The organism is Blastococcus mobilis (genome assembly GCF_900188025.1).
GTDB classification, from domain to species: domain Bacteria; phylum Actinomycetota; class Actinomycetes; order Mycobacteriales; family Geodermatophilaceae; genus Blastococcus_B; species Blastococcus_B mobilis.
The window spans coordinates 1-14,815 of the sequence record NZ_FZNO01000031.1; the positions used below are offsets into that span (position 1 = coordinate 1).

A 14,815-nucleotide genomic window follows, 5' to 3' on the forward strand; every position below is an offset into this window, starting at 1 on the left:
GTCCAACACTACGCCGGTCTCCAGTCCACCCGATCCCGGGCCCCTGGTCCGGCGAACCTCCCGGTCCGCGCGGCGCATGGAGAACAGTACACGACATCTCGGGGGCGTGCACGGGGGGTCCTCGGAGGCGGGCCGTCCCGGATCCGCCCGGAGCCGGCGACGCGTAGGAGGACGGCGATCCCATGCGGCCGCGCCCCGAGGCCGTCCCCCCGCAGGGTCCCGACGGGAACGTGCGAACGGCGGGGGGGGTCCTTCTACGGGGCGTGCGGAGGACGGGGTCCTTCTACCGAGCCTGCGAAGGGCGAGAGATCTGGGCCGCCCTCCTGCACGGCCCCGACGCGAGCCTGCGAGCGGTGGGGCAGGAGAGTCCTTCCTCAGAGGCCCAGGAAGCTCTCGATGCCCACGGTCAGCCCCGGGCGCCGGGCTATCTCCCGGACCGCGAGCAGGACACCTGGCATGAAGGAGGCGCGGTCGTAGGAGTCGTGACGAAGGGTCAGGGTCTCCCCCGCCGCGCCCATCAACACCTCCTGGTGCGCCACCAGTCCGGTCAGCCGGACGGCGTGCACCGCCACCCCCTCGACGTCGGCACCCCGGGCACCCGGCAGCGCGTCGGTGGTCGCATCCGGCGAGACCGGCAGGCCTGCGGCCCGGCGCGCGGCGGCCACCAGGCGGGCCGTGCGCACCGCCGTCCCTGACGGGGCGTCCACCTTGTTGGGGTGGTGCAACTCCACGACCTCGACCGACGGGAAGAACCGGGCCGCCTCCTGCGCGAACTTCATCAGCAGGACCGCACCGATGCCGAAGTTGGGGGCGATGACGACGCCGACGTCCGGCTTCGGTTCGAGCCACTCGGCGACCGTCGCGAGCTTGGCCTCGTCGAAGCCCGTCGTCCCCACGACGCAGTGGATGTTGTTGTCGATGCAGAACCGGATGTTGTCCATGACCGCGTCGGGCCGGGTGAAGTCCACGACCACCTGCGCACCGGCGTTGGCGAGGTCGAACAGCCAGTCGCCGTCGTCGACCATGGCGACGAGCTCGAGGTCGTCGGCGGCGTTGACTGCCTTGACCACTTCGGTGCCCATCCGCCCGCGAGCGCCGAGCACCCCGACGTTGATGAGGGGGGCGTCGGCCGTCGGCGTCGGTGCGGTCTGCTGGTCCGGTGTGGAGGTGCTCGTCACGCGGTCAGGCTTCCCGTCCGAGGCCCGCGATGCAAGACGGCTGCCACGTCAGCGCGTCCGGCGCTGCCCGCGAGCGAGCCTCTCCCAGGCCAGGAGGCCGAGGAGGACGCCGACGACGTCCGCGATCCAGTCGGCGACGGACGCCGACCGGTCCAGCGGTGCCATGCCCTGGAAGACCTCGCTGAGCGCGGCGTAGAACACCAGGAGGACGCCCAGGGAGCTACGGCCGATGCCGGCCCAGCGGCCGGTCAGCGCGAGCAGAGCGAACAGCCCGGCATGGACGAGCTTGTCGACACCGGGGGGCGCGAACGGCACGCCGTCCGCGGGTGTGAAGAGCACCGCCAGGGAGACGAGGACGGCGACGGCGAAGGCGCCCCGGGAGAGGGCGCCGTGCACCCGGAGCGCTGCGCGCATCACTCGCCTGCGCTCAGAGCCGGTCGAGGTCGGACTCACGGTAGGGCCCCACCACGGCCAGGCACGTCTCGCGGTCGAACACCTCCGCCGCCACCGCCCGTACCTGGTCCTCGTCGACGGCGTCGAGCCGGGCCAGTACCTCCCGCACGGGCAGGTACTCCCCGTAGGAGAGCTCGCTCTTGCCCAGCCGGCTCATCCGGGAGCCGGTGTCCTCCAGGCCCAGCACCATGCCGCCCTTGAGCTGGCCGCGGCTGCGGGCCACCTCCTCGGGGGTGATGCCCTCGGCGGCCACTCCGTCCAGCTCGGCCCGGATCAGCCGGAGAACCTCGGGGACGCGCTTCTTGGAGCACCCCGCGTAGACGGAGAAGGACCCGGTGCCCGCGTAGTGCGACAGGGACGAGCCCACGCTGTAGACCAGCCCGCGCTTCTCACGGATCTCCTGGAACAGCCGCGAGCTCATGCCGCCGCCGACCGCGGCGTCCAGCACGGCGGCGGCGTACCGGCGCTCGTCGAGCCGGCCCATGGCCGGGGCTCCCAGCAGCAGGTGCGTCTGCTCCGTGCGCCGGGCGATGAGGCCGGCCGAGCGGGCCGGCTTGTGCACCGCTCCCTCCCCCGTGCGCAGCGGTGCCGGCCGGGTGTCACCGGCCAGCCGGTCGCCGAACGCGGCGGTGACGAGATCGAGCACCTGCTGGTGATCCACTCGCCCGGCGGCGGTCACGACGATCGAGGGCACGGTGTAGCGGCTGCGGTACCAGCCGTCGACGTCGTCCCGAGTCAGCCCCTCGATCGACTCGACGGTGCCGAGCACGGACCGGCCGAGCGGGGTGTCGCCGAACAGCGTCTCGGCGAACAGGTCGTGCACGCTGTCTGCGGGCTCGTCGTCGCGCATGGCGATCTCCTCGAGCACCACGGTGCGCTCGGACTCCAGGTCCGCGGCGGTGTTGCAGGCCTCGGTGACCAGGTCCGACAGCAACGTCACGGCCAGCGGGAGATCGCTGGAAAGGACGTTGGCGTAGTAACAGGTGTGCTCCTTGGCGGTGAAGGCATTCATCTCACCGCCGACGGCATCCATCGCCGTCGCGATCTCCAGGGCGCTGCGGGTGGTCGTCCCCTTGAACAGCAGGTGCTCGAGGAAATGCGACGACCCGGCCACGGCCGGCCCCTCGTCCCGGGAGCCCACGCCGACCCAGATGCCGAGGGTGGCCGAGAGGACACCCGGCATCGTCTCGGTCAGGACGCGCAGGCCGCCCGGCAGCTCGGTTCGTTCCACCCGGCCGCCGACCTCGTCGAGGTCGAGCAGGTGGGTCTGGCCGACGGGAACCGGGGCGGGTGCATCAGCACCCGCCCCGGTTCCCGTGATGTCAGGCGTGCTCACTCACCCGCGGAGGCAGCGGCCTCGGCCGGAGCCTCGGCACCGCCGGCGTCACCCTCGACGACCGGCACCAGGCTGATCTTGCCGCGGGCGTCGATGTCGGTGATCTCCACCTGCATCTTGTCGCCGACGTTCGCGACGTCCTCGACCTTGCCGATGCGCTTGCCGCCACCCAGCTTGCTGATGTGCACCAGACCGTCACGGCCGGGCAGCAGGGAGACGAAGGCGCCGAACGGGGTGGTCTTGACGACCGTGCCGAGGAAGCGCTCGCCGACCTTGGGCAGCGTCGGGTTGGCGATCGCGTTGATCCGGTCCACCGCGGCCTGGGCCGAGGGGCCGTCGGAGGCGCCGACGTAGATCGTGCCGTCGTCCTCGATGGTGATGTCCGCGCCGGTCTCGTCCTGGATCGCGTTGATCATCTGGCCCTTGGGGCCGATGACCGCGCCGATCTTGTCGACCGGGATGCGGACCGTGGTCACCCGCGGGGCGTACGGGCTCATCTCGTCGGGGCCGTCGATGGCCTCGCCCATGACGTCGAGGATGTGCAGCCGGGCCGCGCGGGCCTGGGTCAGCGCACCGGCGAGGACGTCGGAGGGGATGCCGTCGAGCTTCGTGTCGAGCTGGAGGGCCGTGACGAAGTCCTTGGTGCCGGCGACCTTGAAGTCCATGTCACCGAAGGCGTCCTCGGCTCCGAGGATGTCGGTCAGCGCGACGTACTCGGTCTTGCCGTCGACCTCGTCGGAGACCAGGCCCATGGCGATGCCGGCGACCGGCGCCTTCAGGGGCACACCGGCGTTGAGCAGGGCCAGCGTCGAGGCGCAGACCGAGCCCATGGACGTCGAGCCGTTGGAGCCCAGCGCCTCGGAGACCTGCCGGATCGCGTAGGGGAACTCCTCGCGGTCGGGCAGGACCGGGACGAGCGCCCGCTCGGCGAGCGCGCCGTGCCCGATCTCGCGGCGCTTGGGCGAGCCCACGCGGCCGGTCTCGCCGGTGGAGTACGGCGGGAAGTTGTAGTTGTGCATGTAGCGCTTGCGGGTCACCGGCGACAGCGTGTCCAGCTGCTGCTCCATGCGGAGCATGTTCAGCGTGGTGACACCCAGGATCTGGGTCTCGCCGCGCTCGAACAGCGCCGAACCGTGCACTCGCGGGATGACCTCGACCTCGGCCGACAGCGGCCGGATGTCGGTCAGGCCGCGGCCGTCGATGCGGACCTTGTCCCGCAGGATGCGCTGGCGGACGACCTTCTTGGTCAGCGCGCGGAAGGCACCGGAGATCTCCTTCTCGCGGCCCTCGAACTGGCCGGCCAGCGCGGCCTTGACCTCGTCCTTGAGCGCGTCGGTGGCGTCCTCGCGCTCGTGCTTGCCGGCGATCTGCTGCGCCTGGGCCAGCTTGTCGCCGACCTGGGCCTCGACCGCGGCGTAGACGTCGTCCTGGTAGTCCAGGAAGCGGGGGAAGTCGGCGACGGGCTTGGCGGCCTTCTCGGCCAGCGCGGCCTGCGCGTCGCAGAGCGCCTTGATGAACGGCTTGGCGGCCTCGAGGCCCTGCGCCACGATTTCCTCGGTGGGAGCCGGAGCCCCACCGGCGACCAGGGCGATCGTCTTCTCGGTCGCCTCGGCCTCGACCATCATGATCGCCACGTCGCCGTCCGGGAGGACGCGGCCGGCCACGACCATGTCGAAGACGGCGTCCTCGAGCTCGGTCTGGGTGGGGAACCCGACCCACTGGCCGTTGATCAGGGCCACGCGAGTGCCGCCGACCGGCCCGGAGAACGGCAGGCCGGAGAGCTGGGTGGACGCCGAGGCGCCGTTGATCGCGAGCACGTCGTAGAGGTGCTCCGGGTCCAGCGCCATGACGGTGATGACCACCTGGACCTCGTTGCGCAGGCCCTTGGCGAAGGTCGGGCGCAGCGGGCGGTCGATCAGCCGGCAGGTGAGGATGGCGTCCTCGGAGGGGCGGCCCTCACGACGGAAGAAGGAGCCGGGGATGCGCCCGGCGGCGTACATCCGCTCCTCGACGTCGACGGTCAGCGGGAAGAAGTCGAACTGCTCCTTGGGCTGACGACCGGCCGTGGTGGCCGAGAGCAGCATGGTGTCGCCCATGGTGACGACGACGGAGCCGGCGGCCTGGCGGGCGAGCCGGCCGGTCTCGAAGGTGATGGAACGGCTGCCGAAGCTGCCGTTGTCGATGACCGCCGTGGCGGTCGTGACGCCGTCCTCGGCGTCGAACTCAGCGGTGATGGTGGGTGCGGACACGTGTCCTTCTCTCTTCTTCGTCGCAGCGGCCTCGTGCCGGCGTGCGACTCCTCTGACGGCCTCGTGCCGTCCTGCGTCCGGGGCGACCGGTGCTCGATCGAAGCCCTCGGGCGGTGCCGTTCCCCTCCTGCGGAGAACTGATACGTCCCGGGGGCCACTACCGAGGACCGGCCCCTTCTGGGACGCGTCCGGCGGCTGGCCGGTTCTCCCCGTGCGACGGGTGCCGCACGAGGAAGGGGACCGTCCCGGGATGTCCCGGGAGCGGCCCCCTCGTCGTGCTTAGCGGCGCAGGCCCAGCCGCTCGATGAGCGAGCGGTAGCGCGTGATGTCGGTCTTGGCCAGGTAGTTCAGGAGACGGCGGCGACGACCGACCAGCAGGAGCAGGCCCCGCCGGCTGTGGTGGTCGTGCTTGTGCGCCTTGAGGTGCTCGGTGAGGTCGCTGATCCGGCGGGTCAGCATCGCGACCTGCACCTCGGGCGAACCGGTGTCGTTCTCGACCGTGGCGTACTCGGTCATGATCTGCTTCTTGAGCGCGCTCTCCAGCGCCATGTATCGCCTCCGGGGCGGGTCACGTGTGGCCCCCGGTCTGGGTCACGGGGGCAGGTTTCACACACGCCGGGTTGCCCCGGCCCTGCCAGCCTACCCGTCCTCCGGACGGAACCGCGGCCAGGTGCCGTTCCCCCGCTGCTCGAAGCCTTTCCCCGTCCCACCTCGGAGGACCCTCCGGGCCCCCGCTCGGCGTGACCGCTCCGCGGCTGCTCCCCGTCGCTCCTCGGGGGGACCCTCCGGGCCCCCGCTCAGAGCGACCCCTCAGGTCAGTCCGAGGATCGTTCGGGTGTCGGTGACGTCCTTGGCCATGGCGGCGAGCAGGGCGTCGACGTCGGGGAAGGCGGCCATGGGGCGCAGCCGCTGCACGAACTCGACGCCGACGTGCTCGCCGTAGAGGTCGCCGTCGTAGTCGAGGACGTAGGCCTCCACCGTGCGGCGGCTGCCCTGGAACGTCGGGTTGGTGCCGACCGAGATCGCCGCCGGGAACCGCTCCCTGCTCGCGCCGGTACGCGGGTCGCGGGTGACCAGGTGTCCGGCGTACACGCCATCGGCGGGGACGGCGGTGAACGGGGGGCTCTCCACGTTTGCCGTCGGATACCCCATGTCACGGCCCCGGCGGTCGCCCCGCACGACGACCCCGTCCACCCGGTGCGGCCGGCCCAGCGCCCGCGCGGCCGACGCCATGTCACCGGCCGCGATGCAGGCGCGGATGTAGGTCGACGAGATCGTGACCTCGCCGCCGTCGGACTCGGCGGCGGCGAGCGCCACCCCCTCCACGGCGAAACCGAACCTCCGCCCCTCCTGGGTGAGCGTGCCGACATTGCCGGCTGCCTTGTGCCCGTAGGTGAAGTTCTCCCCCACCACGACCCGGGCGGCGTGCAGGTGCTCCACGAGCACCGTGTGCGTGAACGACTCCGAGGACAGCCGCATGAACTCGGGCGTGAAGGGCAGCACGCACATCGCGTCGACCCCCAGCCCGGCGACCAGCTCCGCCTTGCGGTCCATCGAGGTGAGGATCGCCGGGTGCGAGCCGGGACGGATCACCTCCGCCGGGTGCGGATCGAACGTCAGCAGGAGGCAGGGACGGCCCATCGCGCGGGCCCGGGCGACGGCGGTGCCGATGAGCTCCTGATGACCCCGGTGGACCCCGTCGTACATGCCGACGGTGACGACGGTCCGGCCGAGGTCACCGGGGGTGACGTCCAGCCCACGCCAGCGCAACACGCGACAGCTCGTCCCGCGCCGCTCAGGCGACCCGGTGCAGCCAGCCGCGGGTGTCGGCGACCCGCCCGTGCTGGATGTCCAGGAGCGACTCGCGCAGCTTCATGGTCAGGGGGCCGGGGGTGCCGTCGCCGACGACGAAGTCCCCGGTGCGGGCCTTGACCTGGCCGACCGGGGTGATCACCGCGGCGGTCCCGCAGGCGAAGGTCTCGGTGACGGTGCCGTCGGCCACGCCCTGGCGCCACTCGTCGACGGAGAACCGCCGCTCGGTGACCGTGTGACCCATCGTCCGGGCGAGCTCGATCAGCGAGTCGCGCGTGATGCCCGGCAGCAGGGTGCCGGAGAGCTCGGGGGTGACCAGCTCGGCGTCGTCCCCGGAGCCGAGGACGAAGAACAGGTTCATCCCGCCCAGTTCCTCGATGAATTTCTTCTCCACGGCGTCGAGGTAGACCACCTGGTCGCAGCCGAGCGCGCTCGCCTCCTGCTGAGGTAGCAGGCTGGCCGCGTAGTTGCCGGCGCACTTGACGTCGCCCGTGCCGCCGGGAGCCGCGCGGATGTAGTCCTCGGAGAGGTAGACCGACACGGGGTGGACCCCGCGCGGGAAGTAGGCGCCGGCCGGGCTGGCGATGACCAGGAAGAGGTACTCCGACGCCGGCCGCACGCCGAGGAACGGCTCGCTGGCCAGCTGGTAGGGCCGGATGTAGAGGGTCTGGTCGGGGCCGGTGGGCACCCAGTCGCGGTCGGCGTCGACCAGCGCGTCGACGGCAGCGATGAAGGCGTCCTCGGGCACCGGAGGCATGGCCAGCCGCCGGGCGCTGCGGGCGAAACGGGCGGCGTTCGCCTCGGGACGGAAGGTGGCCACGCTGCCGTCGGGCTGGGCGTAGGCCTTGAGACCCTCGAAGATCGACTGCGCGTAGTGCAGGGCCGCCGTGGAGGGGTCCAGCTGCAGCGGGGCGTAGGCGGTCAGCCGGGCGTCGTACCAGCCCTCCCCCGCCCGGTACCGGGCCACGAACATGCTGTCGGTGAAGTACCGGCCGAAGCCGGGGTCGGCGAGCATCGCGGCGCGCTCGGCGGCCGGGCGACGCGGCACGTCCTCCACCACGAGCGGCACACCCTCGGTGAACTTCCGCGAGGACGTACGGCTGTCGGCGAGCGTGTCGGTCATGGCTCCCACCTGCATGTGCGCGTGCCCGGGCGTCCCGGCGACCACCGGGAAGCGTCGTCACACTATCCCCGCCGCGGGCGGCGGCCGTGAGCCGACCGCCACCCCGGGGGCGACTCAGGCCTGGTTCTCCTGGTTGGCCGTCGGGCCCGCGTACTCGAGCACCTCGTAGGTCCACACGTGAGCGGAGTGCGGAGCGGCCGACGCCAAGGTGTCGCCGCCGCCGTCGTGGGCCCGGTCGAAGTCCTGACTCGACTGCCAGGCCTCGTAGTCCTCCACGCTGGTCCACCGCGTGTACACCAGGTACTGGTCGGTCCCCTCCACGGGACGCAGCAGCTCGAACCACTCGAATCCGGGGGTCTTCTCGACGGCCCCGGCCCGTCCGCGGAAGCGCTCCTCGAACCGCTGCTGCTTGTCCGGGGGAACCGTGATCGCGTTGATCTTGACGACGCTCATGGACCTCCCCTTCCCGCCTCGCCCGCTGGCCAATCGCGCGATACGGCACCCTGGACGGCGTGACGTCGAATCGCACCGCCGACCTGGGGTTCGCCCGGCTGGACCTCGACCGGGCCGGCCGTACCGGCACACCGGAGGTCGTCTACGCCGCCGGCAAGACGCCGACGCAGACCGTGGCCTGCCTCGCCGCCCTCCTGGACGGCGGCGCCCGACCGGCCTGGGCCACGCGGGTGGACGACGCCACCGCATCCGCCATCCTCGAGCGCTGGCCCGACGCGGTCGTGGACCAGGAGGCGAGGTGCGCCTTCGTGGGCGGGCTGCCTGCCCCGGTCGGCAACGTCCTCGTCCTCACCGCCGGGACGTCGGACGGGCCGGTCGCCGCCGAGGTCGCCGCCACCCTCGCGGCGAGCGGCGTCGGCTGCACCCGGGTCGACGACGTCGGGGTGGCCGGCGTGCACCGGGTGCTCGCGGTCGCTCCCGACCTGGCGGCCGCCGACGCCGTCGTGGTCGTCGCCGGGATGGACGGCGCCCTGCCCAGCGTGGTCGCCGGCCTGACCGACCGGCTGGTGGTCGCCGTGCCCACCTCCGTGGGCTACGGCGCCGCGTTCGAGGGGCTGGCCGCGTTGCTGACCATGCTCACCGCCTGTGCGCCGGGTGTGCTGGTGGTCAACATCGACAACGGATTCGGGGCGGGCGTCGCCGCCGCCCGCATCGTCCGGTCGGCCCAGCGGTGACGGCGAGGCCTCAGCGGTAGCGGACGGGGTCCGGCAGCAGCTCGTTCATCGAGCCCGAGCGGAATCCGCGGGGATCGACCTCGACCCGGCCGAAGCCGGTGACCGAGGCGAGCAGGTCAGGTCGCGCGACCAACTCGTCGACGAGCGCGGCGTCGACCTCGACGCGCGCGGTGTCCCCGCCGAGATCACGCACCCGCAGGTCCCGGACCGCCAGCCCGGCGCCGGTCATCGCCGCGCGCAACGAGGTCTCCGCCGCCTCCACGCGCGCCAGCGCCTCGGCCGACACGGGCACGCCGTAGGCGATCCGGCTGGCCAGGCACGCGGCGGCCGGCTTGTCGGCCAGGGGCAGACCCCAGCGGCGGGCGGCAGCCCGGACGTCGTCCTTGGTCATGCCGGCGCGGGCCAGCGGCGCCCAGGCACCCCGCTCCGCGGCGGCGCGGATGCCCGGCCGGAAGCCGGCGCGCAGGTCGTCGGCGTTGGTGCCCGTGACGACGTCGGCGATGCCGAGGCGGGCGGCCAGCGGTGTCAGGACGTCGACCAGCTCGGCCTTGCAGAACGCGCACCGGTCCCCGGCGTTGGCCCGGTAGCCCTCGCGGGAGAGCTCGTCGGTGCGCGGCAGCTCGTGGCGGACCCCCAGGGACTCGGCGAAGGCGACGGCTCCGCGCCGCTCCGCGGCCGGGAGGCTCGGCGACACGGCGGTGGCGGCCACGACCCGCTGCGCACCCAGGGCGCGCACGGCAGCGGCCAGGACCACGCCGGAGTCGACACCGCCCGAGAACGCGACCAGCACGCCGGGGACGGCGGCCAGCTCGGCGTCGAGAGCGGCCAGCCGGGAATCGAGGCTCACGTCGGTGAGGCTGCCACAGCCCCTCCCGGCGGGAAGCCGACCGCCACCCGGGCAGCGGTGCCGGAGTCCTCGAGCAGGGCGACCAGGCGACCGTCCGGGTCGACCGCCGCGTGGGGGCCCGGCGTCCCCGTCGCCGGGATCCGCTGTCCGTAGGACAGCGCGCGGGCCTCCTCGACCGTGACCTGCCGGGTCGGGAAGACCGAGGTGGCGGCCTGTGTCAGCGGCAGGAACCCGTCCCCTCCGCCGGCGGCCAGGGCGGCCCCGGCCTCCTCCACCGGCGCCGCCCGCTCGACCGAGAAGGGTCCGGACGCGATGCGTCGCAGCGCCGTGAGGTGCCCGCCGACACCGAGCGCGGCACCGGCGTCGCGGGCGATCGCCCGGATGTAGGTCCCGGCCGTGCAGGCCACGGTGACGTCGACGTCGATCAGCTCGGGCTGCGGGCGTCTGATGTCGCGCACGTCGAGCCGGTGGACGGTCACCGACCGCGCGGCGAGCTCCACCGCCTCCCCGGCCCGCACCCGGTCGTAGGAACGGCGTCCCTCGACCTTCACGGCGCTCACCGACGACGGCACCTGCTGCAGCGGTCCCGTCTGCGTGGCCAGCGCAGCCACGACCGCGTCGTCACCCAGGTGCGCCGTGGACGACGTGGTCAGGACCTCGCCCTCCCGGTCGTCGGTCACCGTGCTCTGGCCGAGCCGGATGGTGGCCTCGTAGGTCTTGTCGTGGCCGCCGACGTACCCCAGCAGGCGGGTGGCCGCCCCGACGCCCAGCACCAGCAGGCCCGTGGCCATCGGGTCGAGCGTGCCGGCGTGGCCCACCTTGCGGACCGAGAGCACCCGCCGGGCCCGGGCGACGACGTCGTGCGAGGTCATGCCACCGGCCTTGTCGACGAGGAGCAGGCCAGGGGGGACGTCGGCGTCCGGCCGCCGGCTCATGGCTGGACTCCGACCGTCGTTCGCGCGGGACTCACGTGCCCACCGTTGCAGGCGCCGTCAGCCAGCGGTCACCCGCCACCCGGACGAGGACGCCGACCAGCCGCAGCGCGACGAACAGGCAGAGTCCGGTCCACACGCCCGCGAGGCCCCAGTCGAGCGGGCCCGCCAGCAGCGACAGCGGCAGGAAACCCAGGACGGCCGCACCGATCGTCACCGTACGGAGGTAGCCGACGTCCCCCGCGCCCATGAGCACGCCGTCGAGCGCGAACACCACGCCGGCCACGGGTTGCATCCCGGCCAGGAACCACCAGACGACCTCGGCCTGCGCCAGGACGGCGGGGTCGTCGGTGAAGAGCGGGAGGAGCATCGGCCGCAGGGCGAGCAGCAGCACCGCGACGAGCAGCCCGGTGCCGAGCCCCCAGAGGCCGACCCGAGTGGCGGTCGAGCGTGCGTCCGCCGGCCGGTTGGCGCCCAGCGCGTGGCCGACCAGCGTCTGCGCGGCGATGGCATAGGCGTCCAGCACCAGGGCGAGGAAGAAGAAGAGCTGCAGCGCGATCTGGTGGGCCCCGAGCTGCGCCGTGCCGGCGCGGGCGGCCACGCCGGCCGCGGCGAGGAAGGAGACCTGCAACACCACCGCACGGAGCAGCAGGTCCCGGCCGATGAACAACTGTGCGCGGACGGCCGCCGGCCGAGGTCGCCAGCCGACGCCCTCGCGCGCGATGGCCCGGACGAACAGCGCCGCGGTCAACGCCTGCCCGGTGACGTTGGCGAACGCCGAGCCGATCAGCCCGAGGCCGACGGTGTGCACGAGGAACGGGCACAGGAGGAGGCTGACCAGGCTGCCGGTGACCACGTAACGCACGGGCCGGCGGAGCTCCTGGACGCCGCGCAGCCAACCGTTGCCGGCGAGGGACACGAGGAGCAGGGGCACGCCGAAGGAGGCCACGCGCAACCACTGCTCCCCCGCCACGGCCACCGCACCGGGCCCACCGGCGAGCAGGCGGGTCAGCGGTCCGGCGAGGAGCTGGAACAGGACGAGGACGGTCAGGCCGAGGGCCAGGGCGAGCCACGTGGCCTGCACGCCCTCCGCGACGGCGCCGGTCCGGTCACCGGCACCGGCGCGTCGGGCGGCACGCGCGGTCGTGCCGTACGCGAGGAAGTTCAGCAACCCCGCAGCCCACGCCAGCAGCGCGCCGCCGACCGCGAGACCGCCCAGCGGGACGGTGCCGAGGTTCCCGACGACGGCGGTGTCGACCAGCAGGTACAGCGGCTCCGCGGCGAGGACGACGAGCGCGGGCAGTGCGAGGGAGAGCACCGAGGGACTACGGGTCACTCCGCGGCGAGCTCCCGTCGCAAGGCCGCGATCGTCGCCTCACGGTCGACGTAGGAGCTGTAACCCGCCGCGGCGACGTGCCCGCCGCCGCCGAGCGCCATGGCCACCCGGGCGACGTCCGTGGCGCCACGGGACCGCAGGGACACCGACCACGAACCGTCGTCCTGCCCCTTGAGCACGCACGCCACGTCGGCCTCCTGCGTGGAGCGGACGACGTCGACCAAGGCCTCGAGCTGTTCGCCGGGTAGACCGTGTTCGGCGGCCTCGGCAGTGCTCGACCAGGTCCACACGAGACCGGCGGCGACGTCGGTCTCCAGCACGGCGCGTCCGGCGACCACCGAGAGCAGGCCGAGCCAGCCGAAGGGGGCGGTGTCGAACAGCCGGCGGCTGACGGCGGAGTGGTCGATGCCCGTGGCCAGCATGCGGGCCGCCAGCTCATGGGTGTCGGGGCGGGTGTTGCCGAAACGGAAGGAGCCGGTGTCGGCGGCCAGACCGGCGTAGAGGCAGGTGGCCAGCTGCGGGTCCAGGCTGACGCCGAGTTCGTCGAGGAGGCCCGCGACCAGGGTGACGGTGGCCGGCGCGCTGCCGTCGACGAGCTGGACGTCGCCGAAGCCGGGGTTGCTGGCGTGGTGGTCGACCACGACCGAGGTCCCCGCGGCGTCGAGCAGGACCGAGAGCTCACCGAGGCGTCCGGGCGAGGCCGCGTCCAGGCTGACGAAGACGTCGGGCGAGGACGGGACCGCCGAGGAGGGCACCAGTCCTTCCGCGCCGGGCAGCCAGCCCAGCGATGCGGGCAGCGTGAAGGGATCGGGGAAGGTGGGGAGGACGCGGGCGCCCCGACGCCGCAGGCCCTCGGCGAGGGCCAACGTGCTGCCGAGCGCGTCCGCGTCGGGCTGCACGTGACCGGAGAGGACGACGGTGGCCCGGGCGTCGGCCGCCTCGGCCAGCACCGAGGCCGCGGTGCGGAGCGGGAAGGCTGCCGCACGCGGAGAGATGACGGTCACCGGTCAGGTTTCCGGTCCGGGGTCGGCGGCGGGAGGCGCGTGCTTCTCCTCCTCGACCGAGCCCCCACCGACCGGGTATCCCGGTCCGCCGTCGTCGGGCTCGTCGGACGCGATGCTCGGCACGTTCCCGATCTGACCGTGCTTGCCGCCGTCGGTGGGGTCGCCGGCGTCGGGCGCCTTCCGGCCACCCAGGACCGACGTGCCCTGGCCCTCGTCGGGCTCGTGGGGATCCGGGTCGCTCTCGGTCACACGTTCTCCTCGCTCGTCGACCACGGGACCGACGCTGGTGTGTCGACCGGTTCGCCCGCGCGCCCGCTCACAGCGCGCTCCTGCTCCGAGCGGAGAGGTCGTCGGCACTGTCATCGGCAGTGTCGGCCCCGACCCTGCTGTCGCCGTCGAGGGCGTCGTCGTCCTCGACGGGCTTCTTGTAGGGATCGGCCTCGCCGGCGTACTGGGCGCCCTCGCGGGCACGTGCCAGCTCGGCGTCGGCGAGCCGGGCGCGCTCGAGCGCGTCCTCGAGTTCACGGGCGGTGTCCGGAACGATGTCGGCGACGAAGGTCAACGTCGGCACGAACTTGATGCCCGTCTGCTTGCCGACCGTGGAGCGCAGGATTCCGGTGGCGCTGGTGAGCGCCGCAGCCGAGTCCGCGATCTGGGTCTCGTCGCCGTAGACGGTGTAGAAGACCGTGGCCTCGCGGAGGTCACCGGTCACCCGGGCGTCGGTGACGGTCACCATCCCGAGGCGAGGGTCCTTGATCTGGTTCTCGATCGCGGCAGAGACGATCTGACGGATGCGCACCGCCAGCTTGCGTGCGCGGGCCGGATCGGCCATCGGAGCTCCTCTGTCAGGGTGCCGGGTCCCGGCACCGTTCGGTCAAGGTCGGCGGGCCGACGGGCACGGCCCGGGTGGCCCCGTCCCCGATCCCGCCCCCGGCCTGCGAGGTGGGGGGACGGTGGCCGGCGTCCCGGGTCCCGCCCCGAGCCTGCCAGGGACGGGGCGGACGGGCCCCTCTCAGTCGTCGGTGTCGGCGAACAGTTGCCGGTGCGTCGACAGCAGGGTCACCTCCGGCCGCTCGGCCAGCAACCGCTCGCACGCGTCCAGGACGTCGGTCACCTGGCCGACGTCCCCCGAAACGGTGGCGATCCCTACCTGCACACGGCGGTGCAGGTCCTGGTCCCCCACCTCGGCGGCGGCCACGGCGAACCGGCGCCGCAGCTCGGCCACGATCGGCCGGACCACAGCCCTCTTGCCCTTGAGCGAATGCACGTCGCCCAGCAGGAGGTCAGCGGTGAGCGTGCCCGTGAACACTCGAAGGACCCTCCTGCCCCCCACCGTTCGCGAGCTCGCGCCGGGACCC

The 14,815-nt window shown here is 73.2% G+C and carries 16 protein-coding genes; 1 reads left to right on the forward strand and 15 read right to left on the reverse strand.

Annotated features, from left to right (window positions below):
* Window positions 1-374: 374 nt before the first annotated feature.
* The 8 genes from dapB to CHB94_RS20965 form a co-directional block, all read right to left on the reverse strand.
* Window positions 375-1,178 carry a 4-hydroxy-tetrahydrodipicolinate reductase gene (gene dapB, locus CHB94_RS20930; protein ID WP_217899417.1) on the reverse strand — a complete coding sequence of 268 codons (804 nt, stop codon included), beginning with the start codon at window positions 1,176-1,178 and terminating at the stop codon, window positions 375-377.
* Window positions 1,179-1,226: 48 nt separating this feature from the next.
* Window positions 1,227-1,592: a VanZ family protein gene (locus CHB94_RS20935; RefSeq protein ID WP_141137590.1), complete on the reverse strand. Its 366-nt coding sequence runs from the start codon at window positions 1,590-1,592 to the stop codon at window positions 1,227-1,229.
* Between the two features lie 13 nt (window positions 1,593-1,605).
* Window positions 1,606-2,967: a M16 family metallopeptidase gene (locus CHB94_RS20940; protein WP_089338495.1), complete on the reverse strand. Its 1,362-nt coding sequence runs from the start codon at window positions 2,965-2,967 to the stop codon at window positions 1,606-1,608.
* A complete protein-coding gene (locus CHB94_RS20945; protein ID WP_176445678.1) occupies window positions 2,964-5,216 on the reverse strand; it encodes a polyribonucleotide nucleotidyltransferase in 2,253 nt (750 codons plus the stop codon). The genes CHB94_RS20940 and CHB94_RS20945 overlap by 4 nt, the downstream gene beginning before the upstream one ends.
* 279 nt (window positions 5,217-5,495) lie before the next feature.
* Window positions 5,496-5,765, reverse strand: a complete 270-nt coding sequence (rpsO, locus tag CHB94_RS20950; RefSeq protein ID WP_089338496.1) for a 30S ribosomal protein S15 — start codon at window positions 5,763-5,765, stop codon at window positions 5,496-5,498.
* A 261-nt stretch (window positions 5,766-6,026) separates the two neighbouring features.
* Window positions 6,027-6,989 (reverse strand): bifunctional riboflavin kinase/FAD synthetase, encoded by a 963-nt coding sequence (locus CHB94_RS20955; protein ID WP_089338497.1) that lies wholly within the window; start codon window positions 6,987-6,989, stop codon window positions 6,027-6,029.
* A gap of 22 nt (window positions 6,990-7,011) precedes the next feature.
* Window positions 7,012-8,151, reverse strand: a complete 1,140-nt coding sequence (locus CHB94_RS20960) for a branched-chain amino acid aminotransferase (protein ID WP_089338535.1) — start codon at window positions 8,149-8,151, stop codon at window positions 7,012-7,014.
* A 114-nt stretch (window positions 8,152-8,265) separates the two neighbouring features.
* Window positions 8,266-8,604 (reverse strand): antibiotic biosynthesis monooxygenase family protein, encoded by a 339-nt coding sequence (locus CHB94_RS20965; RefSeq protein ID WP_089338498.1) that lies wholly within the window; start codon window positions 8,602-8,604, stop codon window positions 8,266-8,268.
* A 59-nt stretch (window positions 8,605-8,663) separates the two neighbouring features.
* Between CHB94_RS20965 and larB the strand changes: the two genes are divergently transcribed.
* Window positions 8,664-9,338 (forward strand): nickel pincer cofactor biosynthesis protein LarB, encoded by a 675-nt coding sequence (larB, locus tag CHB94_RS20970; RefSeq protein WP_089338499.1) that lies wholly within the window; start codon window positions 8,664-8,666, stop codon window positions 9,336-9,338.
* Between the two features lie 10 nt (window positions 9,339-9,348).
* On the opposite strand, the gene larE is transcribed toward larB, so the two are convergent.
* From larE to CHB94_RS21005, 7 genes are all read right to left on the reverse strand, one after another.
* Window positions 9,349-10,185, reverse strand: coding sequence for an ATP-dependent sacrificial sulfur transferase LarE (gene larE, locus CHB94_RS20975; RefSeq protein WP_089338500.1), 837 nt, complete (start codon window positions 10,183-10,185; stop codon window positions 9,349-9,351).
* Entirely contained in the window at window positions 10,182-11,120 is a 939-nt protein-coding gene (truB, locus tag CHB94_RS20980; RefSeq protein ID WP_089338501.1) for a tRNA pseudouridine(55) synthase TruB, read from the reverse strand. Before truB ends, larE begins: the two co-directional genes overlap by 4 nt.
* A 31-nt stretch (window positions 11,121-11,151) precedes the next feature.
* Complete coding sequence (locus tag CHB94_RS20985) at window positions 11,152-12,453, reverse strand: MATE family efflux transporter (protein WP_254920822.1); 1,302 nt, start codon at window positions 12,451-12,453, stop codon at window positions 11,152-11,154.
* On the reverse strand, window positions 12,450-13,457 hold the full coding sequence (locus CHB94_RS20990) for a DHH family phosphoesterase (RefSeq protein ID WP_089338503.1): 1,008 nt from the start codon (window positions 13,455-13,457) through the stop codon (window positions 12,450-12,452). The genes CHB94_RS20985 and CHB94_RS20990 overlap by 4 nt, the downstream gene beginning before the upstream one ends.
* Before the next feature lie 3 nt (window positions 13,458-13,460).
* A complete protein-coding gene (locus CHB94_RS20995; RefSeq protein WP_089338504.1) occupies window positions 13,461-13,706 on the reverse strand; it encodes a hypothetical protein in 246 nt (81 codons plus the stop codon).
* A 67-nt stretch (window positions 13,707-13,773) separates the two neighbouring features.
* A complete protein-coding gene (gene rbfA, locus CHB94_RS21000; protein WP_089338505.1) occupies window positions 13,774-14,289 on the reverse strand; it encodes a 30S ribosome-binding factor RbfA in 516 nt (171 codons plus the stop codon).
* Window positions 14,290-14,469: 180 nt separating this feature from the next.
* Window positions 14,470-14,766, reverse strand: a complete 297-nt coding sequence (locus tag CHB94_RS21005; protein ID WP_089338506.1) for a DUF503 domain-containing protein — start codon at window positions 14,764-14,766, stop codon at window positions 14,470-14,472.
* Between the last annotated feature and the right edge of the window lie 49 nt (window positions 14,767-14,815).

What these genes read in the sequence shown, in the direction of transcription:
- CHB94_RS20935 (WP_141137590.1), bottom strand. Translation starts at nt 1,592, where the DNA reads ATGCGCGCAGCGCTCCGGGTGCACGGCGCCCTCTCCCGGGGCGCCTTC.
- rpsO (WP_089338496.1), bottom strand. Translation starts at nt 5,765, where the DNA reads ATGGCGCTGGAGAGCGCGCTCAAGAAGCAGATCATGACCGAGTACGCC.
- CHB94_RS20960 (WP_089338535.1), bottom strand. Translation starts at nt 8,151, where the DNA reads ATGACCGACACGCTCGCCGACAGCCGTACGTCCTCGCGGAAGTTCACC.
- CHB94_RS20965 (WP_089338498.1), bottom strand. Translation starts at nt 8,604, where the DNA reads ATGAGCGTCGTCAAGATCAACGCGATCACGGTTCCCCCGGACAAGCAG.
- truB (WP_089338501.1), bottom strand. Translation starts at nt 11,120, where the DNA reads ATGAGCCGGCGGCCGGACGCCGACGTCCCCCCTGGCCTGCTCCTCGTC.
- rbfA (WP_089338505.1), bottom strand. Translation starts at nt 14,289, where the DNA reads ATGGCCGATCCGGCCCGCGCACGCAAGCTGGCGGTGCGCATCCGTCAG.